The sequence below is a fragment of the Mitsuaria sp. BK041 genome, from assembly GCF_014193085.1.
Classification (GTDB): Bacteria; Pseudomonadota; Gammaproteobacteria; order Burkholderiales; family Burkholderiaceae_C; genus Roseateles.
On the sequence record NZ_JACHYT010000001.1, the window covers coordinates 3645309 to 3669629 of the forward strand.

Genomic DNA, 24321 nt, shown 5'->3' on the forward strand with positions numbered 1-24321 from the left:
CCCTCCTTTAGGGCTGCACCCGCAACACCTTCTCCACAAATCGCTGTGTTTGGCGTGGCTGATTTCTATTCTTGTGAGTCAGCGTCCAAGTTGATTTCGGAAAATCACGATCAAAGTCAGGACAAGCGTTGTCCGCTGCAAAAAGCCAAGGGGATCGCCCACCGGCTTTGCTTCCCTGCGCCCAATCGACCATATATCCGACTCGTTCCGCAATCACCGAACCATCCTTCAGGTCAATAACCTTCAAAGAACTCCCGGCAATCCAATTATCACGCTCTTGCTGCGTCGATATGTCATCGAACCGAATCCCATATCGGGCGGTACGACCAGCAATCGGATCCTTGTCAACTACAAACCTTAAGTACCCCTTCAGATAGCTCTTGTCATTCTGCCAAGGCTCCTCAACCCGACCGGTATAGCGATAGAGCCGACCGTCTTTTGCATCAACCGCCTCGACGAATGAATACCCCTTGTAATCTGGCCACCCCTCTGGAGGCGGGGCCTTTCTCCCATAACCATAGCTGCCCCTCAGGAACGTCTGGATATACCCTTCATCGGTCAAATCGCGCCCATATGGATCATTCATTTCATATTGATCCGCGAGATTCAATGCCGTTCGCACATTAATAAGGAATACGCCGTCGACACCGTCAACCACCCTATGAATGAACTCGCCAGATTGCTGACAACGCTCCCTCCACATTTCTAAAGCGCGCTCCTGCCGGCCGCCTTGGTAATCGGTAGATTCCGATTTAACAGGGCGCGCACCACAGGCGGCGAGCAAGCAGAAGACAGAAGCGGCGGCAATAGAACGCCGCCAGCGAAGAAAGCCATTCCTCATGAACGAATTGTCAATATTCATCACAACACCCATCTTTTAAAAAATTATCACAACTCGGAACTCCAATTAGAGTCGTGGAAATTTGCAGATCACTATAGAAGAGGTTTCAAGACCTTCTCAACGAAGCGCAGCGTCTGATATGCCTGTCGCCTCGACTTATACGGAGGATTACTTAACGGATCCGGAAAATCGCGATCAAAATCCGGACATGCGTTGTCGGCGGCAAACAGCCAAGGGGAGCGGCGCCGATCAAGCTTGTACATAGCGCTCGCCGGTCTATAGGAATTTAGCGACGAGCCACGTCTGATCCGAAGACCATGCTCCTCGTCTCGTCTTCCTCAATCAAGGCAGGAAATATCGGCGACAGACGGGTCAATGTGACAGCCGGAAGGCCATAAAATCCATATTCTTCAAATGCGCTCGCAAGCGCACTCTTCAGTCGTTCATAAATATCGAAACGCGGGCTGCAACGTACAAATTCAATCTGTGGACTCGACGGGCTTTCAATCCGAAAGCAATAGCTTTCATTCTCAAAATGAAAGAAATACCATCGAGAACTGATGTCGCGAATAAAAACTGGTGATCGACATAACCAGCTGTTCCGCCCCTCACTAAATGCGATGCCACCGTCAATCGCAACGCTTGGCCAGCCTTGGCGCTCAGCGATATTTCGCCACATCTCGGGCAATTGCCGCGCAACTTTTACCCATATGGCTTCCGTCATCTGCTCAAGTTTATAGCCCATATACCCGCCCTTCTCGCAACCAGCAGATTTCTCAACCTTCGATGATTGTGGCCTTCAAGCTCCGCTCAACGAAATCCAGCGTTTGCCCCGGTTGTGACGCAGAGGCCGGCAAACGTCTTGGAAGCCCATGAAAGAAATCCGGACAAGCGTTATCGGCCGCCCATAGCCACGGCAATCTATTTCCGGCTCGACTCCCCTGTGCTCGATCAATCATGTAGCCAATGCGTTCGCCGAGAACCTCGGCTGTATCGAGGTCAATTACCCGCAACGAGCTTCCCGCGATCCATAAATCGCGCTCTTCGCGCGTCGAGATGTCCCTGAACTCAACGCCAAAGCGCGCGGTACGTTTGTGGATCGGACGTTTCACCAAGTCAATACGAGTGGGGGCCCCAGGAGAATTGCTGGCAAGGCCCGAATATCGATACAGCTGCCCATCCTTGGGATCAATCGCCTCCACATAGGAGAAACCGTTACGCGGAGCATCCGGAAATGGGGCCCCTCCATCCGGTGCGCGTGGGTGAGCCCCACGCAGGAAACTCTTCATGTAGTTATCGCCCACGGAGTCATATCCATAGGGATCGTCCAGCGCGAACTGGTCCTCTTGCGATTCCCCGAAGTTGGATCGGCGTCGCACGTTGATCAGATAAATTCCTTCGACGTTTTCAATGGTTTTGTAGATGAAGACGCCCGATTTCTCGCAACGTGACTTCCACATCGCCATTGCGCGCTGCCGTTGCGCCTGCTGTGCATCCAAGGCGTCCCGCCTCGCAGGCGACCCGCCGCAAGCGACCAGCAACACCAAGCTGACGAGGCCAGCCAAGTAGATCGACTTCATGCTCGTCTCCTCTCGGCCAAGCCTTCGCCCATACACAGCGCTTCCAGCGCCTCCGTCCCCTTACCGGTCCCAAATGCCGACGCGCGCTGTGTCGCCGCTTGGCTCAGACGTTCTCGCTGATGCGGTGCCAACTCCAAGGTCTCAACCGTCCGCCCCACCAACTGCTCGGCATTAAACATCCCGACCAGCCGCCCGTTCACGTCGTCTTCGATGACTTCCCTGACCGGCGCCGTATCCGATCCAACCACCACGCACCCGGTCGCCATCGCTTCCAACATCGACCAGCTCAGCACGAACGGATAGGTCAGATACAGATGCGCCGCTGACAGCTGCAGCACCCGCTTGTAGTCCGCATACGGCAACTTCCCGAGGAAGTGCGTGCGCGCAGGATCGAGCTTCTCCCCGACCTCCTCCAACATCGCCTGACGCCAGGTCTTGCCCCCGCCCGGGGCCCGCCCATAGCTGACGTCATCTCCCCCGACGATCACCGCGTGGCATGTCTTGTGCTGCTTCTGGATCTCCGGCAGCGCCCGCATGAACCGATGGAAGCCTCGATACGGCTCCAGGTTCCGCGCCACGTACGTGATCACCGGATCGCCTTCCTTGAGCACCGCGCCGTTCGGCATCGTCATCCGCGCCTGCGAATCCGGCCCCAATCCGTCGAGATCGATCCCCTCGTGCCCCACCACGATCTTGTCGAGGTACGCCTTCGGATGCTGCGCCTTCTGCCACTGCGTCGGGCTGATCGCCGCATCGCAGTTCTCCAGGTTCAGCAGATGCAGCGCATTCCACGCCCGGATGCGCGCCCGGTCGTCGAAGCTCGCCGGGAATTCCGGATCGAAGCCGATGTCCGCGCCCTGCCAATCCGGGCTCAGCCCATTCCCTTGCGCCGGCGCGTTGTAGAACCACTCGCAGAAGTGCACGAGCCGCGCGTCCGGGAACACGTCCTTCGCGTTGAGCGTCTCGCCCCAGCCCGGATGCGCCAGGATCACGTCCGGCGTGAAGCCCCGCGCCTTGAGCTTGAGCATCACGCGCGCCACGGCCTGCCCATGCAGCACGGCCTCCTCCATGCGTCGCAGGTAGTGGTGCTGCTCCTTGCCCACCTCGCGATGCGGCTTGTAGCGGATCAGCGTGAGCCGCCCGCTGCGCTCAAGCTCCGGCATCCCCGGCGCGGTCTCCCGGCCGATGCCCACGACCTGCCAGCCCGGCCGCTGCGACCACGCCTTGGCCACATGCCGGAACTGCCCCGGAAAGTTCTGATGAACGATCAGCACCCGCATCACCGCTCCCTCAGGCTTTCCTGCACGTGCTCCTGCACCGGGTTGAACAGGTACTCGATGACGCGCCGTCGTCCGGTCTTCACCTCCGCCGTGACATTCATCCCCGGCGTCAGCCGCACCGGCTTGCCATCGACATCGATGGCCCCTTCCCCCAGCACCAGCGTCACCGGGAAGATCGCCCCGCGCTTCTCGTCGTTCACCGCATCCGCAGTCACGCTCTTCACCGTCGCCGGCACCGTGCCGTAGCGCGTGTACGGGAAGGTCTCGAGCTTGATCTCTGCCTCCTGCCCTGCGCGCACGAAGCCGATGTCCTTGTTCTCGAGCACGACCTCCGCGGTCACCTCGGCCTCATCGGGCACCAGTACCAGCAGCACCTGCGCCTCGGTCACAACGCCGCCGGCCGTGTGCACCGCCAGCTGCTGCACGGTCCCGTCCACCGGCGCGGTCAACTTCGTCAGCTGATTGCGCTTGTTGGCCTTGGCACCTTCCTCGGCCAGCTGCTTGAGCTTCAGATCTGCTTGCGCCTCGCGATCCCTTAGCGTTCTCAGCGTCTCTGCCCGGTACGACGCCGCCGAGCCGCGCGACTCCGCCAGCGCCGCCTGCGCCTCGCGCTGGCGCGCCAGCGCCATCGCCAGGTCCTTCTCCTGCTCCACTCGCTCTCGCGTGCGGTCCTGCCCCGCGTGCCCCGCCACGAAGCCCTGATCGCTCAGCGCCTTGTAGTCGCGCTCGCGCTGCTGCGCCATCGGCACCGTGCTCTGCAGTTTCTCGACGAGCTGCTTCGCCGTGGCGATCTCCGCCTCGCGCCGCTCCAGCTCCGCCTGCAGCTTCGCCAGCTTGGCCGAGATGTCCGCCCACTCGCTCTGCAGCTGGAAGCGCGCGCTGTCCGCGTCCTCGCGCGGCATCGTCTTCACTGCCTCGGTGGTCAGCAGCGGCATCCCGCCGCCCGTCAGCGACTGCAGCAGCGCCCGCGCCCGCAGCACTTCCGACAACGCCGCCACGCGCTCCTTCTCGACGCGGTGGCTGTCCGCCTCCGTCATCGTCGAGTCCAGCGCGATCAGCAACTGCCCCACCTTCACCTTGTCCCCGTCCTTGACGAAGACCTCCCGCACCACGCTGGTCTCCAGCGGCTGGATGGTCTTGCTGCGGTCGCTGACGATGATCCGCCCCTGCGCCACCGCCACGATGTCGATCTGCCCGAGCATCGCCCAGGTCAGCGCGATCAGGAACAGCGCGCAGATCGCTATCGCCGCTCTCCTGGGCGCCGGATGCGGCGGCGTCTCCTGCAGCTCCAGCGCCGCGGGCAGGAAGGCGCGCTCGTCGGCCATGCGCCTAGGCCCGGCGAGCTCCTCGCGCCGCTCCCACGCGGCCTTGAACACGGCGGCATATCGTGCGAGCAGCTCGCGCGCCGGATGACGCGGCGCCTCGGGCGCCGTCGTCGCATCGATCGGTGCCGCGCTCATTCCGAGCCTCCTTCGCCCTGCATGCGCCACAGATGCGCATAAAGCCCCTGAGGCTTGGCGATCAGTTCCTCATGGCTGCCCATCTCCGCGATGCGGCCCTTCTCCATCGCGATGATCCGGTGGGCATGCCGCACCGCGCTCAGCCGGTGGGCAATGATGAACACCGTCCGCCCCTGACAGATCGCGCGCATGTTCTTCTGGATGATGGCCTCGCTCTCGTAATCCAGCGCGCTGGTGGCCTCGTCGAAGATCAGGATGCGCGGCTGCCCGAACAGCGCCCGCGCGATCGCGATGCGCTGGCGCTGTCCGCCCGACAGCCCCGTGCCCTGCTCGCCCACCACCGTGTCGTAGCCCTCGGGCAGCTCGGCGATGAAGTCGTGCGCCCCGGCCAGCTTGGCTGCGTGGATCACCGCCTCGATCGGCGCTGCCGGATCAGCGATGGCAATGTTCTCCCGCACCGATCGGTTGAACAGCATGTTCTCCTGCAAGACGACACCGACCTGGCGGCGCAGCTGCGTCGCATCGGCCATGGCGATGTCCTGGCCGTCGACCAGCACCCGACCCGACTCCGGCACGTACAGCCGCTGCAGCAGCTTGGTCAGCGTGCTCTTGCCCGAGCCGCTGCGGCCCACGATGCCGATCACCTCGCCCGCGCTCACCGCCAGGTCCACGCCGTGCAGCACCGGCTGCGCGTCGGGGCGGTAGCGGAAGGTGACGTTCTCCAGCGTCACGTCGCCGCGCACGCGCGGCATCGCGCCGGCGCTTTGCGGCCGCAGTTCGGTGCGGGTGTTGAGCACGTCGCCCAAGCGCGCCATCGAGATGCCGGTCTGCTGGAAGTCCGTCCACATCTGCGCGATGCGCATGATCGGCTGCGCGACGCGGCCGGCGAACATGTTGAACGCGATGAACTGGCCCACGCTCAAGTGGCCTTCGATGACGAGCTGCGCGCCCCACCACAGCGTGGCCGCGTTGACCAGCTTGCCGATGAGGTTGATGCCCTCGTTGCCGTACTGGGCCAGCGTCTGTGTGCGGAATGACGCCGACACGTAGGCGGCCAGCTGCTCATCCCACTTGCGCGCCATCTGCGGCTCCAGCGCGCTGGCCTTGACGGTCTGGATGCCGGTGACTGTCTCCACCAGCAGGCTCTGGTTCTCGGCGCCGCGAGCGAACTTCTCGTTGAGCCGGCCTCGCAGCACCGGCACGATCGACAGGCTCAGGATCAGGTACAGCGGCAGCGAGATCAGCACGATCAGCGTCAGCGTCGCGCTGTAGCTGAACATCACCGCGATGAAGATCACCGAGAACAGCACGTCCAGCACCAGCGTGAGCGCGTTGCCGGTGAGGAACTGTCGGATGTTCTCGAGCTCGCGCACGCGGGCCACCGAGTCACCCACGCGCCGCGCCTGGAAGTAGGCCAGCGGCAAGCTCAGCAGGTGGCGGAACAGCCGCGAGCCCAGCTCCACGTCGATGCGGCTCGTGGTGTGGCTGAAGACGTAGGAGCGCAGGATGTTGAGCGCGCTCTCGAACAGCATGATCACTACCAGCCCGATGACCAGCACGTCCAGCGTGGTCAGGCCCCGGTGCACCAGCACCTTGTCCATCACGACCTGGAAGAACAGCGGGCTGACCAGCGCGAACAGCTGCAGGAACAGCGAGATCGTCAGCACCTCGCCCAGCAGCCGCCGGTGCTTCACGATGCTGGGGATGAACCAGGAGAAGTCGAACTTGGCGAGTTCGCCGGCAAGGCTTGCTCGGCTGGTGATCAGGATCAGTTCGCCGGTCCATTCGGCGGCGAAGGTCTCGATGGGCTCGATCGTGGGGCGCGCCGACGCCTCATCGCCGCTGGGGTCCATGAACAGCACCCGCTTGCCGTCGCATTGCGCCAGCACCACGGTGCGGCCGTCCCGCAGTGTCGCCAGCGCGGGCAGCGCGGCCAGCGTCAGGCGGTCGATCGTGGTACGCGATGGCTTGGCCTTGAGCCCCAGCCGCTTGGCGGCGAGCAGCAGGTCCCGCATCGAGGGGGTATCCGTTGCGCCCAACCCCAGGCTGTGACGCAGCGACGGCACGTCGGCCGCCACATGGTGCAGGCGGGCCACGATCGCCAGCGCCGCCAAAGCGCCATCTCGGGCTTCGGCGGGCTGCTGGCTTGGGACCACTTCTTTGCGCGGTTCCTCGGGCCCGCGCCCTCCCATCAAGGCGTCTTGCGCGCCCGTCATTCCCGACATCACTCCCACCCTTTAGCTGCCGTCTATGGCGGCTCAAATTTGTATTACTAAAAGGTTAAGTTAGGTGGTGATGTGTTGCCCACCCCACCAAAAAGGGGTGTGACTTCAAAACGTCTTCTCCGGTCGCCTGGCGCGCAGCGTAGTTAGGAATCGGTGATGGGAGGCCTAACCACCCGCCTTCTTCGGCGCGAACCCCGCCTGCGTCAGCCAGGCCATCACCTTCTCCAGGTGATCCCCCTGGATCTCGATCGTGCCGTCCTTGACGGTGCCGCCGCTGCCGCACGCCGCCTTGAGCTTCTTCGCCGTCTCGGTCAGCTCCGCCGCCGTCATCGGCAAGCCCAGCACCACCGTCACGCCCTTGCCCTTGCGGCCTGCCGTCTCGCGTCGCACCCGCACCTTGCCGTCGCCCAGCACGGCCGAGGCCGACTGCGCCTTGCAGCGGCAGTCCGCCTGCGCCTGCCGGCATTGCGGGCAGACCCGCCCGCTCTCCGTTGAATAGACCAGCGCCATCGCCTGCTCCCAAGTCCTTGTCCGTTGCCCTGTTCCGCCCCAGCGCTCAGCGCGCCAGCGTGCGCGCGAAGAAGGCGTCGATCGTCCGGTACAGGTGCAGCTTCGCGCTGCGACCGGCGATGCCGTGCGCCTTGCCCGGATAGATCATCAGCTCGAAGGGCCGCGCCTCGTTCTGCAGCGCCTCGGTCAGGCGCAGCGTGTGCTCGAACAGCACGTTGTCGTCCGCCGTGCCGTGCACGATCAGCAGCGGCTTGGTCAGCAGCTTCGCGCGGTCCACCAGGTTGGCCTGCCGGTACGGCGCCGTCTGGCCGCCCTTGCCGTCCTGCGGCATGCCCAGGTAGCGCTCGGTGTAGGCGGTGTCGTAGAGCGTCCAGTCGGTCGGCGGCGCGACCGCCACCGCCGCCGCCAGCGGCGTGTCGGCGTCCAGCATCGCGCGCTCGGCCAGGAAGCCGCCGTAGGACCAGCCGAAGAAGCCGATCCGCTTCGCATCCACGCCCGCCACCTGCTTCGGCAGCTGGCGCACCGCCGCGAACAGGTCGCCGACGTCCACCTCGCCGAACGCATGCCGGTGCGCGCGCGTGAACTCGCGGTCGCGGTTCTGCATGCCGCGCGTGTCCAGCGTGAACACGCCGTAGCCGCGACGCTGCCAATAGGCGATCAGCGCCGTGTCGCGATTCCAGTTCCAGTTGGTCGTGGAGGTGCCCGGGCCGCCGTAGGCCATCGCGATCACCGGGTGCGGACCGGCCCGGCCGTCCAGCGGCGCGAAGTACAGCGCGTTCAGCGGCGTGCGTCCGTCGGCGGCGGTGATGTCCACCACCTGGGGCGCCGGCACGATGCGCGTCAGCAGCGGATCCGGCGCGTCGCCCGGCAGCGCCACCGGCTGCGCGCCGGGCCGCACCGCCTGCAGCGACAGCGCCGGCGGCTCACCCCAGGCGCCGCGCGTGACCAGCAGCTGGCCGCAGGCGCCGTCGCCGCGCGCATCGCGCCACTGGCGTGGCTGGGCGCCGTCCAGCGCGCGGCGCGTGCCGTCCAGGTCGATCGCGAACAGCTCGCGCGAGCGGCCCCGGTCGCGGGCCGCCGCGTAGACCACCGTCTTGCCGTCGCTGCACACGCGGTGCGCGACCGGCTCGGGCTCGTTCGTCAGCGGGCGGCGCTCGCCGGTGCGGCGGTCCACCAGCACCAGCTGGCGGCGGCCGGAAGCCTCGCTCGACCACAGCAGCGCCGGCTGGCCGGACAGCGTCAGGCCGTCGATCTCCAGCAGGTCGTCGTGGACCTCGACCCAGGCCGGATCGCGCTCATCGATCACCGTGCGGCCGGGGCCGGCACTGTTGGCGTATTCGGTCAGCGCCAGCTTGCGCTGGTCGCGCGTGAGCGTCTGCAGCCACGGCGTGCCGTCGCCGAACCAGCCGGCCCGCGCCACGTATTCCGCGTCCATCGGCAGCGGCAGCGGCGTCATGCGACCGTCCGCCACCTGCAGCGTCCATGCGGTCACGCGGGCGTTGTGCTCGCCGGCGCCGGGGTAGCGCTGCTGCGTCATCGTCGTCCGGTCGGCGAAGATCTGCGCCCGTGTCTTCACCGGCACCGCGCTTTCGTCGACGTTCAGCGCCAGCAGCTGCTTCCCGTCCGGCGACCACCAGTAGCCGCGCTGGCGGCTCAACTCCTCCGCCGCGATGAACTCGGCCAGGCCCCAGAAGCGGGTCTCGGTCGCGCCCTTCGTCAGCGCGCGCGCGTCGCCGCCATCCAGCGGCTGCACCCACAGCTCGCCGCCCTTGACGTAGGCGATGCGGCTGCCGTCGGGCGAGCAGGTGGGGTCCTGCTCCGGCACCTGCTCGTCGGCCGTCAGGCGCTGGGCCTTCGGTCCCTGGTCGGTGAGGCGCACCAGGTACAGGTCGCCCGACAGCGGGAACAGCAGCGCCTTGCCCGACGGCCCGCACCACTGGTAACCGGTGATGCCGCCCTGCGAGATGCGCTTGCGCTCCAGCGCCATGCGCTCCGCCTCGGTCAGCTGCTGGCTGCGCCCGCCCAGCACCTCCGCCGCCGACACCAGCTTGCGCGGCGCGCCGCCGGCCGTCGGCTGCGCCCACAGCTCGAGCTGGTCGCTGTCGGTCTCCGAGGGACGCAGGTAGCTGACCCAGGCGCCATCGGGCGAGATCTCGGCCTGGCGCACCAGCCGGCCCTGCAGCGGCGGATCGCCGAAGACGCGTTCGAGCGTGAGCGGCGTGACGCCCTTGTCCTTCGCCGTCGCGGCGGGCGCGGTGGAGGCGGCATCGGCGAACACCGGCGCCAATGCGGCGGCGAGCGCCAGCAGGCGCGTGGTCAGCAGGGAAGCGGTCATGCGGCGATCAGCGTGTCGCTGTCTTGTCGTTGATCGGAATCGGTGGGACGGTCGAGCGCGTCGTCGGCCTCGCAGGCAGTGGAGGCGTCGACCAGGTCGTCCTCGTCGCCGCCCTCGGGCGGTGCCTGGGGATCGAGCGCGTCGCCGAAGAGCGTCAGCGCCAGCAGATCCGGCGCGTTGATCGTGCGCACGCGCTGGTAGGTGTCCTCGGCCTCGGGATAGCGGCGGCGCAGGTAGTGCAGCCACTGCTTGAGCCGGCCGGCCTGGTGGCGCGTCGCGACCTTGCGGCGCACCTGCGCGAAGAAACCCGCCATCAGCGGCAGCATCTCGGCCCACGGCAGCGCGCCGGCCGTCGCGGCGCCCTCCACGCTGGACGTTCCGGCCGCGCTGGTCCCGAGCGCGGCGCGCAGCGCCAGCGCCAGGCCCGGATCGGCCACCATGCCGCGACCGAGCATCAGCGAATGGCACCCCGATTCGCGCAGGCAGCGCAGCGCGTCCTCGACGGTCCACACCTCGCCGTTGGCGACGACGTCGATCGCGACGGCCTCGCGCACGACGGCGATCTGGTCCCAGTAGGCGGGCGGCTTGTAGCCGTCGCGCTTGGTGCGGCCGTGGACGACCAGTTCCGACGCGCCGGCCGCCTCGATGGCGCGGGCGCAGTCGAGCATGCGCTCGCGATCCTCGTTGCCGAGCCGCATCTTGGCCGACACCGGCAGATGCGCCGGCACCGCGCGACGCACCGCGGCGACGATCTCGCCGACGAGTTCGGGCTCGTCCAGCAGCACCGCGCCGCCGCGATGACGGTTCACCGTCTTGGCGGGGCAGCCGAAGTTCAGGTCGATGCCTTCCGGATCCAGCTCGGCCAGCCGCGCGGCGTTCTCGGCCAGGCACTGCGGATCGGAGCCCAGCAGCTGCGCCCGCACCGGCACGCCGGCGCGCGTGCGCCCGCCGTTCAGCAGCTCGGGCACGATGCGCGTGAACACGCGGCGCGGCAGCACCTGATCGGTGACGCGGATGAACTCGGAGACGCAGCGGTCCACGCCGCCGACACGGGTCAGCGTGTCGCGCAGCATGTGGTCCAGCAAGCCCTCCATGGGCGCCAGCAGAATCATGGGAAGCGAGGGGATCCGCCGTGCTCGTGGCGCCGCGGACCGGGGTCTGGAAAGGCCGAGAGCATAGCGGAAGCGCCTGTTCCAGGGCCTCGGCGCGGCCGCGCGGGAGCGCCCACCGGGGCGGACGTCACGGGCCGTCCGCGTCGCCGCCGGTGCCGGTCTTCCCGCGCTTGGCCAGCGCCTCGTCGTGGTCGCGTACGCTCAGCCACAGCCGCACGTCGAATTCCAGCTGCGCGTAGCCCGGCTCCATGTGGTGGCACAGCGCGTAGAAGGCCTTGTCGTGCTCGAGCTCCTTCAGATGCGCCAGCTCGTGCACGACGATCATCCGCAGGAACTCCGCCGGCGCCTCGCGGAACAGCGTCGCCACACGGATCTCGCGGCGCGTCTTGAGCCGGTTGCCCTGCACCACCGCCTGGCGCGTGTGCGTGCCCAGCGCATGCTGGATGACCTTGAGCCGGGCGTCGTAGGCCACCAGCGCCAGCGGCCCGGCGTTGCGCATGAAGCGCTGCTTCAGCGCCTGCGTGTAGTCGAACAGCGCCTTGTCGCTGCGGACCTCATGCGGCTCCGGATACTTGCGCGCCAGCAGCGGGCCAAGTTCGCCCGCGTCCAGCAACTGCCGCGCCTGCGCCACCAGCGCCGGCGAATAACCCTGCAGGTACTTCACCGCGCCGTCACTGCAGCGCCGCGGCCGGCGCGCCGTAGTGCGCGCCGATCCACTGCTCGAAGCGCTCGAACATCGCGCGCTCCGCCGCGTCGCCGCCATCGCCGTTGTCGGCCAGCAGCTCCGCGCCGTGGACCACCATCACCCGCGCTTGCAGCGGCGGGCCGTCGTCGGTGCGCGCGCCTCGGCGCTCGGCCGCTTCCAGCTGGTCGAGCGCGGTCGCCCACGCCTGCTCCACCGTCTCGTCGCAGGCCTGGGCCAGGTAGCGCGCCGAGAAGCCCTCGCCGGTCAGCCGCCGCAGCGTCTGGTCATGGCTGAGGCTGTTGCCCGGCGCCCAGTAGGCCTCGGCCAGCGCGGGGCCGATCGCGGGGTTGTCGGTCAGGTAGCCGTCGCGGCGCAGGAAGAAGGCGCGCGTCTGGTAGACGGCCATATGCGCGAGCAGGTAGCCCTGGTAGGACGCGGCGGACTCCTGGTTGAGCAGGTGCGGGATCGCCAGGATCGGCCGCGGCGCCCGGTCCACGCCCTGGATGCGCCGCTCCATCGCGCGCGCCAGCGCCAGCACCGCCTCGGGCGTGCGCTCGGCATCGGGCATCGCGTACAGCGCCGCCTCGAAGTAGGCCACCACCGCGATGGCGCGCTCGTCGAAGGCGCGCATCGGCTGCGTCGCGGCGATGCGCTCGCGGATCAGCTCGTCGGGGATCGTCGCGCCGTCGACGGTGCGCGCGTAGCGCTTGAGCCAGTCCGCGTCGCCCAGCAGGCTGTCGCAGAACATCGACTGCGTCTCGGCATAGGCCATCGAGGTCGGCGCGAACTCCTGCGAGAAGCACGGCGCGTTCTGCGTCACGTTGGCGAAGTGCGCCGCATGGCCGCCTTCGTGGAACAGCGTCACCAGCCCGCGCGCGCCGCTGCCGATCTGGTCGGGCTTGGCCTCGGCGGTGAAGTTGATCTCGCCGGCGTGCCAGCGGCCCTGCTCGTCGAACCAGGTCGGCAGCGGGCCATGGCAGAAGCCGTTCTGGTACTTGCCCGGCCGCTGCAGCAGGTCCAGCCGCAGGGTCGCGCCGCGGTACTGGATGCCCAGCCGGCGGAAGCTCTGCACCCAGCGGCGCAGCGCCGGGCCGAACGGCAGGTAGGGGTCCAGGCGCCGGGTCACGTCGCCGGCGCTGTGGAAGCGCAGGTTCCAGGGCTCCAGCGCCGAGGCGCCATGGCGCGCCACCAGCGCATCGAGCGCGCGCCGCTGCGCGGCCTCGGTCCGCGCGACGAAGTCGTCCAGGATGCCGAACAGCTCCGCCTTGGTCATGCGCTCGTTCTTGCGCAGCTTCATCTCGAAGTAGTCGCTGAAGCCCAGCGCGCGGGCCAGCCGGTTGCGCAGCGCGACGATCTCCAGGAAGCCGTTGTCCAGCACCCAGCGCTCCACTGCCGCCAGCCCGTCGTAGGAGCTGCGCCGGCGCGACTCGTCGGGATTGGTCGACGCGTTGGTCGACAGCATGGTCAGCGTCGCGGCCTCGGTCTCGCCGCGGTCGTTGACATGGGTCGGCGCGAAGTCCTTGCGCCGGGCGAAGAGCAGGCGCTCGGCCTCGATCAGCTCGGCCATCAGGCGCCGGCCCTCGTCGTTGTCGATGATGTTGGCCTCGAACACGCCCAGCCAGCCCCGCAGGCCATGCGCCAGCGCCTTCACCGCGTCGGTGGCGGGCGTCGCCTCGATCGCCGCGTCGACCGCGGCCAGGTGCGCGCGCGTGGCGGCCAGGCGGTCGGGGTCGGCGATGAAGGCCTTGTAGTCGGTCTCCGCGCGGCCGAAGCCTTCGTGGTCGTCGCTGGTGGCCATGTAGGTGGCCCAGAACAGGTCTTCCTTGCGCTTGTGCACCGCGACGTAGTCGTGGTTGAGCTGGTCGAAGAAGGCCTGGGCGGCCTGCACGGCCGGCGTGGGGAGCGAGATGTCGGGCATCGGCGCAGCTTAGCGCAGGGCATCATGGCGCCCATGAGTCACGCCCCTGATGCCGCCGGGGACTCCGGCGACCGCCCCGAGACCGCGCCGGCCGTTCACGCCGTCGAGCTCCAGCCCCAGGGCTGGCGCTTCGACGCGCCCGAGGACCAGACCCTGCTGCTGGCCGCGCTGGACCACGGCCTGCGCCTGCCGCATTCCTGCCGCAACGGCACCTGCCGCGCCTGCATCGCCCGGCTGGTGACGGGGCGCATCGACTACCGCATCGACTGGCCCGGCCTGTCCCGCGAGGAGAAGGACGAGGGCTGGATCCTGCCCTGCGTCGCCTGCGCGCGCTCGGACCTGGTGCTGGACCAGCCGCAGGCGATCAACCTGTTCGAGGTTCCGGCGCCGCCCAGCGCCCGCGGGTGACGCCCCTCGCACGCATCGCCGGGGCGCGCCGACGCGAAAACCCGACACCCCCCCGCGCGGCCGCCGGTTCCGCGCTTTTGTTCACGCGACACCCCGCATATCCATCGATCAGGGGCAACCCTGACAAGGCAGCATCGCGTCCGTCTCACGGAAACACCACGACGCCATCACCGCGCCCAGGGGGCCGGTCGGGGCGCGCAGAAGAAGGACCTCCGAATGCTGAACTTGAATCGATGGCGGCTGCGCAGCCGCGTGCTGGCCGGCTTCGCGCTGGTGATCGTGCTGATGGCGGTGGCCTCGGCGGTGGGGGTGATCCGCGTGTCGATGCTGCACCAGCGCATCGAGCGCCTGGTCGAGGTCGACATGCACGCGCTGGAGCTGTCGCGCCAGTGGTCCGGCCTGACCGAAGGCAACATCCAGCGCCGCATCGTGCAGCTGGTCGTCGATGACGAGACCTTCGTCAAGGCCTTCACCGCGCGCTCCAAGGAGCTGTCGGCGCGCATCGACAAGATCCAGAAGGAGCTCGACGAGAACGTCACCGACCCGGTGGGCAGCAAGCTGATCGACGAGATCGGCGCGGCGCGCAAGAAGTACCAGGACGCGCGCGATGCCACGGTCAAGGCCAAGGAAGGCGGCGAGGACGTCAAGCCGGTGGCCGCGACGCAGCTGATCCCGGCGATGAACGACTACCTCGCGGCGATCGACAAGTTCGCCGAGCACACCCGCGACCTGCTGCAGGACGCCCGCAAGGAGGCGCAGGCCGAAGCGACGAGCACCCGCCAACTGGTCGTCACGCTGATGGTGGTGGCGATCGCGCTGGGCGTGGGCATCGCGCTGGTGATCACGCGCTCGGTGACCGAGCCGCTGGCCCAGGCCCAGGCGCTGAGCCGCGCCATCGCCGACGGCGACCTGAGCCGCCGGGGCGGCGAGGTCGACGGCACCGACGAGGTCGCCACGCTGCGCCGCTCGCTGCAGGAGATGCAGCGCCGGCTGGCCGACACGATCGCCGGCGTGCGCTCCGCCGCGGACCAGGTCCGCCACGCGTCGTCCGAGATCGCCACCGGCAACGCCGACCTGTCCAACCGGACCGAGCAGGCCGCCAGCAGCCTGGAGGAAACCGGCGCCGCGATGGCGCAGCTCGGCGAGGGCGTGAAGCTCAATGCCGAGTCCGCCCGCGAGGCCGATGCGCTCGCGCAGACCGCCTCCCAGGTCGCCGGCCGCGGCGGCGCGATGGTGGAGCAGGTCGTGGCGACGATGAACGAGATCCAGCAGTCGTCCAACAAGATCGCCGACATCATCGGCGTCATCGACGGCATCGCGTTCCAGACCAACATCCTGGCCCTCAATGCCGCGGTCGAGGCCGCGCGCGCGGGCGAGCAGGGGCGCGGTTTCGCGGTGGTGGCCGGCGAGGTGCGCTCGCTGGCCCGTCGCAGCGCGGAGGCGGCCAAGGAGATCAAGTCGCTGATCTCGGCCTCGGTCGAACGCGTCGACGGCGGCTCCCGCCTGGTCGGCGAGACCGGCTCGACGATGCGCGAGATCGTCAGCAGCGTCGAGCGCGTGACGCGCATCATCGGCGAGATCTCGGCCTCCAGCGCGGCGCAGTCGCTGACGCTGGGCGAGATCGGCCAGGCCGTGCGCCAGCTCGACCAGATGACGCAGCAGAACGCGGCGCTGGTCGAGGAATCGGCCGCGGCGGCGGAGTCGCTGAAGGACCAGTCTGCGCAGTTGGTCGACGCGGTGGCGAGCTTCAGGCTGGGCTGACCGGGCACGGCCGCTGGCCCTCACCCCCCGCCCTCTCCCGCGAGCGGGCGAGGGAGCCATACCGGCCAGCGCATCTCTCCCGCAAGCGGGCGAGGGAGCCAGTGGCAGCGCGCCGCCCGGGAGCATCCTCCTCTGCGAAGGGGCCAAGGGGTGCTCGGTAAACTGCCCCGATGAATGCGCCAATGCAAGGGGCCGGGCCGGCCCGCTGGACCCATCGATACGCGAGTCTGGGACCGGATTTCTACACCGAGCTGCCCGGCACCGGCCTCCCCGACCCGCACTGGGTCGCCACCAGCCCCGATTGCGCCGCCCTGCTGGGCTGGTCCGCCGACTGGTGGACCCGCCCCGAGATGCTCCAGGCCTTCAGCGGCAACGCGCCGCTGCCCGGCATGAAGCCGCTGGCCACCGTGTACAGCGGCCATCAGTTCGGCGTGTGGGCCGGCCAGCTCGGCGACGGACGCGCGCTGCTGCTGGGCGGCGTCGACGGCCCGAACGGCCATTTCGAGCTGCAGCTCAAGGGCGCCGGCCTGACGCCCTACTCGCGTCGCGGCGACGGCCGCGCGGTGCTGCGCTCGTCGATCCGCGAGTTCCTCTGCTCCGAGGCGATGGCCGCGCTGGGCATCCCCACCACGCGCGCGCTGGCCATCACCGGCTCCACCACGCTGAAGGTGCAGCGCGAGCGCGTCGAGACCGGCGCCGTCGTCACCCGCGTCGCCCCCAGCTTCCTGCGCTTCGGCCACTTCGAGCACTTCACCCACCACGGGATGGAGGCTCGCACGCGCGAGCTCTTCGACTTCTTCATCCGCCACCACGCGCCGGAATGCGCCACCGCGCCCAATCCCGTCACCGCCGCGCTGGCCAAGGTCGCCGCGCAGACCGCGGAACTCGTCGCGCAGTGGCAGGCCGTGGGCTTCATGCATGGCGTGATGAACACCGACAACATGTCGATGCTGGGCCTGACCATCGACTACGGCCCCTTCGGTTTCATGGACGGCTTCGACCCCGGCCACATCTGCAACCACTCGGACCACCAGGGTCGTTATGCCTTCGCGCGCCAGCCGCAGGTAGCGTTCTGGAACCTGCATGCGCTGGCCCAGGCGCTGCTGCCGCTGATGCCGGGCGTCGACACCGACGCCGAGGCGGCCGGCGATGCGCTGATCGAGTCGCTGGAGATCTACCGCGAGCGCTTCGGCGCCGCGCTGCTCGGCGCGATGCGCGCGAAGCTGGGCTTGAGCGCGGAGGTCGATGAGCGCGGCGAGGACGGCCCGCTGATCGACGACTGGCTGCGGCTGCTCGCCACCCATCGCACCGACTACACGATCGCGCACCGGCGCCTGTCGGGCTTCGATCCGGCGCAGCCGGTCGAGGCGCCCGCCCATGCGGCCCTGCGCGACCTGTTCCTGGACCGCGCGGCCTTCGATGCCTGGGCCGGGCGTTACGCGGCGCGCTTGAAGATCGAGCCGGCGGACGCACATGCGACCCGTGCCGCTCGCATGGACGCGGTCAATCCGGCGGTGGTGCTGCGCAACCACCTGGCCGAGACGGCGATCCAGCGGGCCGAGGCCGGCGACTTCGACGAAGTGCGCCGGCTGCTGGAGGTGCTGCGCCGCCCGTTCGACGCGCCCGCCCAGGCGTCCGACGCCGACTTCCCGCCCGACTGGGCGCAAACGCTGGAGGTTTCCTGTTCATCATGAGCCGCTACGACAAGTTCACCGAGAACGCCACCGAGGTCGACCGCGACCGCGACACCGCCTACCCCGTCCGGAAGACCGATGCCCAGTGGCGCGAGCAGCTCGACCCGACGCAGTACCAGGTCGCCCGCCACGCCGCCACCGAGCGCGCCTTCACCGGCAAGTACTGGGACCACTGGGAGGCCGGCCGCTACAACTGCGTCGGCTGCGGCACGCCGCTCTTCCAGGCCGACACCAAGTTCGACGCCGGCTGCGGCTGGCCCAGCTACTACGAGCCGATCAACGCCGAGGTCATCGAGCGCGTCGTCGACAAGACGCATGGCATGGTGCGCGTCGAGGTGCGCTGCAACCGCTGCGGCACCCACCTGGGCCACGTCTTTCCCGATGGCCCGGAACCGACGGGCGAGCGCTTCTGCATCAATTCGGCCGCGATAGACTTCGAGCCCCAGCGCTGAGCGCTGCCGAACTGGTCCCTGAATGAAGCTGTTGCTCGATTTCCTGCCGCTCCTGCTGTTCTTCGTCACGTTCAAGTACGCCGATGGGCAGCCGGAGTGGGCAGCGGCCTTCGCGACCGAGCACCTGGGTTTCCTGGTGTCCGGCGGCAAGGTCGGCCCCACCGAGGCGCCGGTGCTGCTGGCCACCCTGGTCGTGATGTTCGCCACCATCGCCCAGGTGCTCTACCTCAAGCTGCGCCGCCGCAAGGTCGACCTGATGCTGTGGGTCAGCCTGGGGCTGGTGATGACGCTGGGCGCGGCCACCGTCTACTTCCACAACGAGACCTTCATCAAGTGGAAGCCGACGATGCTGTACTGGGCGTTCTCCGCGGCCTTCCTGGTCAGCCATCTCTTCCTCGGCAAGAACCTGCTGCGCAAGATGCTGGGTGCCGAGCTGCACCTGCCGGATCCGGTCTGGGCGCGCCTGAACTGGGCTTGGGTGACCTTCTTCGCCGCGATGGGTTTTGCGAATCTTTACGTCGCTTACTCGTACAGCACCGAGGCCTGGGCCAACTTCAAGGCCTTCGGGTCGACGGGGCTGATCCTGCTGTTCACGCTCGGCCAGGGCGTCTACATGAGCCGGCACCTGCCGCAGGAGAGCGAGGCCCCGGCCGAGGAGACCAAGCCATGAGCGGCGGCGCGGGATCTTCTCCCCCGTCGGCGCCCAACCCGGCGGCGACGCCGTCGATCGAGATCGAGGCCCGGCTGCGGGCCGCGCTGGCGCCGGTCTCGCTCTCGCTGCGGGACGACAGTGCCCACCACGCCGGCCACGCCGGTGCCCGCGAGGGCGGCCACTATTACCTCGAAATCGTGAGCCCGCGCTTTGCCGGTTTACCCAGGGTGGCGCGGCATCGGCTCGTATATCATGCGCTCGCCGATCTGATGCAGAAGGGCATTCACGCGCTGGCCATCGATGCCCGCGCGCCCGACGAACAGCAGAAACCAGGTCCCTAGTAGCGCCGCCTGCCGGCGCTTTGTTTTGGAGCGTTCGCGCTCACCCGGGAGTCGAAAGGCCCTTTACCCATCATGAAGAAGTTTGTGCTTGCCGCCACCGTGGCGGCCATCGGCGCCGTGACCCTGCCGGCCATGGCCCAGAACATCGCGATCGTGAACGGCAAGCCCGTGCCCAAGGCCCGCGCCGACGTGCTGATCAGCCAGATCACGAAGGCCGGCCAGCCGCGCAGCCCGGAAATGGAATCGAAGGTGAAGGACGAGGTCGTCCTGCGCGAGATCTTCCTGCAGGAAGCCGAGAAGCGCGGCCTGAACAAGACCGACGACTACAAGAACCAGATGGAACTGGCGCGCCAGTCCCTGCTGATCCGCGAGCTGTTCTCGGACTACGCCAAGAAGAACCCGGTCAGCGAAGCCGACGCCAAGGTCGAGTACGAGAAGTTCAAGGCCCAGGCCACCGGCACTGAATTCCACGCCCGCCACATCCTGGTGGAGAAGGAAGAAGACGCCAAGGCGCTGATCAAGCAGCTCAACGGCGGCGCGAAGTTCGAGGACGTCGCGACCAAGAACTCCAAGGACACCGGCTCCGCCCAGAACGGCGGCGACCTGGGCTGGTCCGCCCCGGACGCCTACGTGCCCGAGTTCAGCGCCGCGATGGCCAAGCTCAAGGCCGGCGAGATGACGCAGGAGCCGGTCAAGTCGCAGTTCGGCTTCCACATCATCAAGCTGGAAGAGACGCGCCAGGCGCAGTTCCCGGCCTTCGACGACGTCAAGGGCCAGATCATCCAGCGCATGCAGCAGCAGAAGGTCGCGGAGTTCCAGGAAGAACTGCGCACCAAGGCCAAGACCGACTACAAGTTCTCCGCGAACTGATCGTCGTTCCGACCGGTCTTTGCTGTACCGTTCGAAGCCCGCGCCGCTGCCTGGCAGCCGCGCGGGCTTTTCACATCTGACGTTCCCCATGTCCGCGGGCATCGCGCCCCTCTGAGCTCTCCTCCATGACGGCTTCCCGACTTGCCCGCCGCCTGCTGCCTTCGCCGGAGTCCCTGGAACAGACCAAGGGACTGAAGTGGCTCGGCCATTACCTGCGCGAGCGGCCCTGGCTGTGGGTGGCGCACCGCCGGCGCGTGGCGCTGGGGGCGGCGCTAGGGCTGGCGGTGGGCGTGATCCCGCTGCCGACGCAGATGCTGCTGGCGGCCGTCGTGGCGATCGTGTGCCGCGCCAACGTGGCGGCGGCGATTGCCGCCACCTGGCTGACGAATCCGCTGACCTTGGTGCCGATCTGGACGCTGGCGATCTTCCTGGGCCGCCAGGTGCTGGGCATCCACGGTCCGATTTCCGCGCCGAGGGAACTGGCGCTCAATTGGGGCGATCCAGCCAGTTGGTGGCCGGCCATCGGCCAGTGGCTGTCGGAGCTCGGCGCGCCGCTGCTGGCGGGCCTGCCCCTGGCGGGCCTGCTGCTGGGCGCGACGCTCTACGTCGTGGTCTACGTCGGCTGGTGGGCCGTCATCCGCCTCGAGCGCCGGCGGCGCCTGCGCGAACGCGCGCTGCGCCTCTGATCCTCCCCCGCCGTCCTCGGTCTCAAAACCGCCGAAGGACACCGCTGGTTGGGGACGGTGGGCCCTGGGGTTCCGGCGCTTGCCGCCGGGGCCCCATGGCCCAGCGGCCAACGCACCGGTCTCAGCAGGCCGACAGCCTCACGCCGGCAGATCCGCCATCGTGATGTCCTGCAGATGCCCTGCCGAGATCCTGAGCTGCCGCTCGCAGCGCGCCGCGATGGCCTGGTCATGGGTGACCATCACCAGCGTCGTTCCCAGTTCCCGGTTGAGTTCGAACATCAGCGCCATCACCTGCTCGCCGGTCGCGTAGTCGAGGCTGCCGGTGGGCTCGTCCGCCAGCAGCAGCGCCGGCTGCTGCACGAAGGCCCGCGCGAGCGCCACGCGCTGCTGCTCGCCGCCGGACAACACCCGCGGATAGTGCGACAGCCGCTGCCCCAGCCCGACGCGCTCGAGCATCTGCCGGGCCTGCGTGCGGGCATCGCGTTCGCCGCGCAGCTCCAGCGGCAGCATCACGTTCTCCAGCGCCGTCAGGTGCGCCAACAGCTGGAAGCTCTGGAACACGAAGCCCAGGTGCGCGCCGCGCAGCGCGGCGCGGCCGTCCTCGTCGAGCGCGAACATGTCCTGCCCACGCAGCCGCACCGTGCCTTCGGACGGCGTGTCCAGGCCCGCGAGGATGGACAGCAGCGTGCTCTTGCCCGAGCCCGAGGCGCCGACGATGGCGACCGACTCCCTGGCCTGCAGCTGGAAATTGATGTCATGCAGAATGGTCAGCACGCCGTCGGCATCCTGGACCGACTTGCTGACGTGATCGACTTCGAGGATGTTCTGAGCCATGAATCAACCGCAGATGCGCCGCCGTGAATGGATGTTGCACTGTAGCGCCTGTGTCGCGACCCTCGCCGTGGCGGGGGCCCTGCCCGGGCCTGTCGCGGCGCAAGGCCGCACCGAAGGCGGCGCGGCCGCGGCCCGGGCGCCGCGTCGCATCCTGGTGCTGGGCGACAGCCTGTCGGCCGAGTACGGCCTGGCCCGCGGCAGCGGCTGGGTGGCGCTGCTGGAGGCGCGGCTGAAGGCGCAGAAGCTGGCCGCCGAGGTGATCAACGCCAGCATCAGCGGCGACACCACCTCCGGCGGGCGCTCGCGGCTGCCGGCGCTGCTCCAGCAGCATCGGCCGACCCACCTGATCGTGGAGCTCGGCGGCAACGACGCGCTGCGCGGGCTGCCGCTCAAGATGACGCGCGAGAACCTCGCGGCGATGGTCCAGGCCGGCAAGGCGGCCGGCGCGAAGGTGATGCTGGTCGGGATGCAGATTCCGCCGAACATGGGCGCGAGTTATGCGCGCGATTTCGAGAACAGCTTCAAGACGGTCGCGCAGGCGGAGAAGGTGCCGCTGCAGCCCTTCCTGCTGGCCGGCGTGGCCGACCGGGCCGACGCGGCGGACTGGTTCCAGGGCGACCGCATCCATCCGCTGGCCAAGGCGCATCCGGTGATGCTCGACAACGTCTGGCAAGTCCTGCGACCGATGCTTTGACGAAACGCACCGGCCGCGCCGGTGCTCCGGGAAATGCGAGGGCCGGCGGCGGGATCGCCGGCTGAGGCCCGCGCGAGATCTCCTAGACTCGCGCCCGCTCGCCTTCGACCCGTGCCGATGTTCGCCTTCAAGCCCTTCTCCGTCGGGATCCGTGCCTGGATCCCGGTCCTGTTCCTGAGCGCCGCTTGCGCGGCCGCGATCGCGGCCGGCCATGATGGACGCCGTGCCTGGCAGATGATGCTGCTCGCCCTACCGGTGCTGCTGTGGCTGTGCTGGCCGGTCGCCGGCCCGGCCTGGCGGCAGGTGCGTGCGGTGGTTGCCTTCGCGGCGCTGGCCGGCTTCCTGATCGACGGCGCGCTGCGCGCCTTCCTCCAGCACCAGTACCAGGCCGCGCCGGACAGCACGCTGGTGCTGGGGGCGATCGCGAACACCTCGCCGCGTGAATCGCTCGAATACCTGGGCTCGCAATTGCCCGCGATGAGCGCAGCGCTGCTCGCGCTGCTGGCCGCGCTGACGCTAACTGGCGTCGCGATCCATCGCGCGACGCGGGCACCGGTGGCGCTGTCCCGGCCCGCGCGCCTCGTGCTGGTCGGACTGCTGGCGCTGTGCGCCCTCGCCCACCTCAGCAAGCCGTGGAGACGGCACCATCCGCTGCTGTTCTGGCCCGCCTGGACGCAGCAGGTCCTCGACCTGCGCGCCGCGTGGGGCGACCAGCAGCTGCAGCGCGCGCGGCTGATGCGCAACGCCCAGGCCGCGTCGCCCGCGGTGGCGACGGACGCGCCGTCGACCGTCGTGCTGGTGCTCGGCGAGAGCGTCAACCGCGACAACATGAGCCTCTACGGCTATGCCCGGTCGACGACGCCGGAGCTGGTCGCGCTGAGCCAGGAGGAACGCGCCCGGCTGCTCACCCTGCTGCACGCGTGGTCGACGCAGGCGACGACGGTCGCCTCGCTCGCCGGCCTGTTCAGCTTCGGCGAGCGCGACGAGGACGACCCGGCCGGCGGCACGCAGCACCTGCTCGCGCTGGCGCGGGGCGCCGGCTACAAGGTCTGGTGGGTCAGCAATCACGATGACGTGGCGGTCGACCAGCAGCATGCGCGGCTGGCCGACACGGTGGAGATGATCAACCGGCAGCCGGGACGCTCGTCGGGCTCGCTGGACGGTGAGCTGCTGGACGAGGTCGAACAGGCGCTGGCCGACCCCGCGCAGCGCAAGCTGGTCGTGGTGCACCTGCTGGGCGCGCATCCGCATTACCGGCTGCGGATGCCGCCGGGCGAGCATCCGTTCGACGCGGGCGGAGACGCCGTCGATGCCGCGATGACGCGCGACGGCCGCGCCGCCTGGGTCCGCGAGTTCCGCCAGGACTACGACGCGGCCATCCGCTATCACGACCGCATCGTGGCCGAGACGCTGCGGATGACGCGCCGTCACCTGCCCGCCAGCGGCCGAGCCGCGTGGATGTTCCTGTCGGACCACGGCCAGGAAGTCGGCCACACGCTGGACCACGCGGGACACAGCCCGGGCACGGCGTCGGGCTACCGCATCCCGGCGCTGCTGTGGCGCAGCGACGCGGCGTTCGACGCGCCCACCGCCGCCCGCCCCTTCCGCGCCGACTGGGCCGGCTGGACGCTCGCCGACCTGATGCGGCTGCGCTGGACCGGCATGCGCGACGAGCGCAATGTGCTCCACGTCGCCTACGCCTGGGAGCCGCCCGCGTTGCCGGTGAAGGACATCGCGTTCGAGCGCTAGCCGGCCCGTGGCGGTCGCGGCGCACGCCGCGCGTCCGTGCCCACCGGCGCCCACAGCACCCAAGGCGGCCTTGCCGCTTCACGCGGGCATTCCGCTTGCCGTTTCCTTCGTCAGCAAGGAGCACGGCATGAAGCGATCCGCGAGCGTCCCCCTCACCGTCCTCGCCCCGTTGGCGGGCCCCGAGCGCCGAGCCAATCGCCGCGTCTCGCGCGGTCGGTCGACGTCGAACCGGGG

The 24321-nt window shown here is 68.6% G+C and carries 22 protein-coding genes; 10 read left to right on the forward strand and 12 right to left on the reverse strand.

Annotation, left to right across the window (positions count from 1 at the left end):
- Positions 1-7: 7 nt before the first annotated feature.
- The 11 genes from FHT38_RS15420 to FHT38_RS15470 all read right to left on the reverse strand — a co-directional run bounded on the left by FHT38_RS15420 (position 8) and on the right by FHT38_RS15470 (position 13946).
- A complete protein-coding gene (locus FHT38_RS15420; RefSeq protein WP_183492283.1) occupies positions 8-862 on the reverse strand; it encodes a hypothetical protein in 855 nt (284 codons plus the stop codon).
- Between the two features lie 265 nt (positions 863-1127).
- On the reverse strand, positions 1128-1586 hold the full coding sequence (locus FHT38_RS15425) for a hypothetical protein (protein ID WP_183492284.1): 459 nt from the start codon (positions 1584-1586) through the stop codon (positions 1128-1130).
- 31 nt (positions 1587-1617) lie between these two features.
- The gene (locus FHT38_RS15430) at positions 1618-2421 is read right to left on the reverse strand and encodes a hypothetical protein (protein WP_183492285.1); all 804 of its coding nucleotides are present in this window, start codon (positions 2419-2421) and stop codon (positions 1618-1620) included.
- The gene (locus FHT38_RS15435) at positions 2418-3701 is read right to left on the reverse strand and encodes a glycosyltransferase family 4 protein (RefSeq protein WP_183492286.1); all 1284 of its coding nucleotides are present in this window, start codon (positions 3699-3701) and stop codon (positions 2418-2420) included. Before FHT38_RS15435 ends, FHT38_RS15430 begins: the two co-directional genes overlap by 4 nt.
- Positions 3701-5161, reverse strand: a complete 1461-nt coding sequence (locus tag FHT38_RS15440) for an HlyD family type I secretion periplasmic adaptor subunit (RefSeq protein WP_183492287.1) — start codon at positions 5159-5161, stop codon at positions 3701-3703. Before FHT38_RS15440 ends, FHT38_RS15435 begins: the two co-directional genes overlap by 1 nt.
- Entirely contained in the window at positions 5158-7353 is a 2196-nt protein-coding gene (locus FHT38_RS15445) for a type I secretion system permease/ATPase (protein ID WP_183492514.1), read from the reverse strand. The genes FHT38_RS15440 and FHT38_RS15445 overlap by 4 nt, the downstream gene beginning before the upstream one ends.
- 198 nt (positions 7354-7551) lie before the next feature.
- Positions 7552-7896 (reverse strand): translation initiation factor Sui1, encoded by a 345-nt coding sequence (locus tag FHT38_RS15450; RefSeq protein WP_183492288.1) that lies wholly within the window; start codon positions 7894-7896, stop codon positions 7552-7554.
- 46 nt (positions 7897-7942) lie between these two features.
- Positions 7943-10231: an alpha/beta fold hydrolase gene (locus FHT38_RS15455; protein ID WP_183492289.1), complete on the reverse strand. Its 2289-nt coding sequence runs from the start codon at positions 10229-10231 to the stop codon at positions 7943-7945.
- Positions 10228-11343 carry a tRNA-dihydrouridine synthase gene (locus tag FHT38_RS15460; protein WP_255488701.1) on the reverse strand — a complete coding sequence of 372 codons (1116 nt, stop codon included), beginning with the start codon at positions 11341-11343 and terminating at the stop codon, positions 10228-10230. The genes FHT38_RS15455 and FHT38_RS15460 overlap by 4 nt, the downstream gene beginning before the upstream one ends.
- 127 nt (positions 11344-11470) lie before the next feature.
- Positions 11471-12007 (reverse strand): M48 family metallopeptidase, encoded by a 537-nt coding sequence (locus FHT38_RS15465; RefSeq protein ID WP_254783599.1) that lies wholly within the window; start codon positions 12005-12007, stop codon positions 11471-11473.
- Between the two features lie 7 nt (positions 12008-12014).
- Positions 12015-13946, reverse strand: a complete 1932-nt coding sequence (locus tag FHT38_RS15470) for a M3 family metallopeptidase (protein ID WP_183492290.1) — start codon at positions 13944-13946, stop codon at positions 12015-12017.
- A 33-nt stretch (positions 13947-13979) separates the two neighbouring features.
- On the opposite strand from FHT38_RS15470, the gene FHT38_RS15475 reads away from it, so the two are divergent.
- The 8 genes from FHT38_RS15475 to FHT38_RS15510 all read left to right on the forward strand — a co-directional run bounded on the left by FHT38_RS15475 (position 13980) and on the right by FHT38_RS15510 (position 20810).
- Positions 13980-14354 carry a 2Fe-2S iron-sulfur cluster-binding protein gene (locus tag FHT38_RS15475; protein ID WP_183492291.1) on the forward strand — a complete coding sequence of 125 codons (375 nt, stop codon included), beginning with the start codon at positions 13980-13982 and terminating at the stop codon, positions 14352-14354.
- A gap of 216 nt (positions 14355-14570) precedes the next feature.
- Positions 14571-16115, forward strand: coding sequence for a methyl-accepting chemotaxis protein (locus FHT38_RS25660; protein WP_183492292.1), 1545 nt, complete (start codon positions 14571-14573; stop codon positions 16113-16115).
- Positions 16116-16285: 170 nt separating this feature from the next.
- Positions 16286-17809: a YdiU family protein gene (locus FHT38_RS15485; protein ID WP_183492293.1), complete on the forward strand. Its 1524-nt coding sequence runs from the start codon at positions 16286-16288 to the stop codon at positions 17807-17809.
- On the forward strand, positions 17806-18261 hold the full coding sequence (gene msrB / locus FHT38_RS15490; RefSeq protein WP_091734049.1) for a peptide-methionine (R)-S-oxide reductase MsrB: 456 nt from the start codon (positions 17806-17808) through the stop codon (positions 18259-18261). The genes FHT38_RS15485 and msrB overlap by 4 nt, the downstream gene beginning before the upstream one ends.
- A gap of 22 nt (positions 18262-18283) precedes the next feature.
- Complete coding sequence (locus FHT38_RS15495; protein ID WP_091734050.1) at positions 18284-18931, forward strand: septation protein A; 648 nt, start codon at positions 18284-18286, stop codon at positions 18929-18931.
- On the forward strand, positions 18928-19254 hold the full coding sequence (locus FHT38_RS15500; protein WP_183492294.1) for a BolA family transcriptional regulator: 327 nt from the start codon (positions 18928-18930) through the stop codon (positions 19252-19254). The genes FHT38_RS15495 and FHT38_RS15500 overlap by 4 nt, the downstream gene beginning before the upstream one ends.
- A 72-nt stretch (positions 19255-19326) precedes the next feature.
- Entirely contained in the window at positions 19327-20124 is a 798-nt protein-coding gene (locus tag FHT38_RS15505; protein WP_091734053.1) for a peptidylprolyl isomerase, read from the forward strand.
- Positions 20125-20249: 125 nt separating this feature from the next.
- Complete coding sequence (locus FHT38_RS15510; protein WP_091734054.1) at positions 20250-20810, forward strand: DUF2062 domain-containing protein; 561 nt, start codon at positions 20250-20252, stop codon at positions 20808-20810.
- A gap of 138 nt (positions 20811-20948) precedes the next feature.
- On the opposite strand, the gene FHT38_RS15515 is transcribed toward FHT38_RS15510, so the two are convergent.
- On the reverse strand, positions 20949-21644 hold the full coding sequence (locus tag FHT38_RS15515; protein WP_183492295.1) for an ABC transporter ATP-binding protein: 696 nt from the start codon (positions 21642-21644) through the stop codon (positions 20949-20951).
- Here FHT38_RS15515 and FHT38_RS15520 point away from each other — a divergent pair.
- A complete protein-coding gene (locus tag FHT38_RS15520) occupies positions 21643-22338 on the forward strand; it encodes an arylesterase (RefSeq protein ID WP_183492296.1) in 696 nt (231 codons plus the stop codon). The genes FHT38_RS15515 and FHT38_RS15520 overlap by 2 nt on opposite strands.
- A gap of 117 nt (positions 22339-22455) precedes the next feature.
- On the forward strand, positions 22456-24087 hold the full coding sequence (locus tag FHT38_RS15525; protein ID WP_183492297.1) for a phosphoethanolamine transferase: 1632 nt from the start codon (positions 22456-22458) through the stop codon (positions 24085-24087).
- Positions 24088-24321: the final 234 nt, after the last annotated feature.